The 1,231-nt window shown below is 42.0% G+C and carries 1 protein-coding gene; it reads right to left on the bottom strand.

Annotated elements, in window-relative coordinates; translation table 11 throughout:
• Positions 1–1,231, bottom strand: a 1,231-nt coding sequence (gene kamA, locus AC1DUW_RS29595; RefSeq protein ID WP_477644276.1) for a lysine 2,3-aminomutase, incomplete at both ends; no start/stop codon positions are given.

Raw genomic sequence — 1,231 nt, 5'->3', positions numbered from 1 at the left:
TGCTCTGGGTTGGTAACGTAATTTTCACGGCGATTCATTCGTTTCAGCCCTTCAGGTACTAAATTAAATTGCTGGTCATTCATCAAACCAGCTATTCCTATATCTGACCGTTTTTCATCCATATCAGGATATATCCCTTTGAAATAATCATCTGCAAGTCCTGGTGTGTAATGCTCAGGTTCGGGATATGTGGTAATTACTCCTTCAAAATTACGAAGCACTGTTTTTGTCGGTGATTGTGAAAGGATATAGTTCGGTTGTAATGTAATTTTCCCTCCACCCCCTGGTGCATCTACAACGAAAGTCGGGACAGCATACCCAGACGTATGACCGCGTAAGCCTTCAATAATTTCAATCCCCTTAGATATCGGGGCTCGGAAATGACCGATTCCTTCGGATAGGTCGCACTGATAAATGTAGTAAGGACGGACACGAATCTTAACGAGGTCATGCATCAGCTTTTTCATGATCGCCACACTATCATTTATACCGGCTAGAATAACAGCCTGGTTGCCTACCGGTACACCTGCATCTGCTAGCATCTCACACGCTTTCTTTGATTCTTCGGTAATTTCTATAGATGTATTGAAGTGCGTATTTAACCAAATTGGATGATACTTTTTTAATATTGCACACAAATTTTCTGTGATTCGTTGAGGGAATACAACTGGAGCTCTCGTACCTATCCTGATTATTTCAACGTGGGGGATTTCCCTTAAGTTTTTTAAAATATATTCCAGGATGGTGTCATTAATCAATAATCCGTCACCGCCGGAGATAAGAACATCTCGGACTGCTGGTGTATCACGAATATAGCCGATTGCAGCGTCTAATTGTTTTTTTGGTACTCCCATACCTATTTGTCCTGAAAAGCGTCTTCTCGTACAATAGCGGCAGTACATGGAGCACTGATTCGTGACCAAAAAAAGGACGCGATCAGGATATCTGTGAGTCAATCCCGGTACTGGTGAATCTTCATCTTCATGAAGCGGGTCCTCCATGTCATATTTGGTTTTATGCATTTCTTCTGAGATTGGGACAGATTGCATTCTGATTGGACACCTTGGGTCATCCTTATTCATCAACGAAGCATAATAGGGGGTAATATTTAATGGGATGGTTTTCGTAGAGATCCTGACACCTTCCTCTTCATCAGGAGTCAAGTCTATAACTTTTTTCAAATCCTCCACAGTTCGGATAGTATTCGTAAGCTGCCACAGCCAGTTGTTCC

It is taken from the genome of Peribacillus sp. P4_C12 (assembly GCF_056402095.1).
The sequence above is the reverse complement of the archived record's forward strand: the minus strand, read 5'-3'. Positions and strand labels throughout refer to the sequence as shown.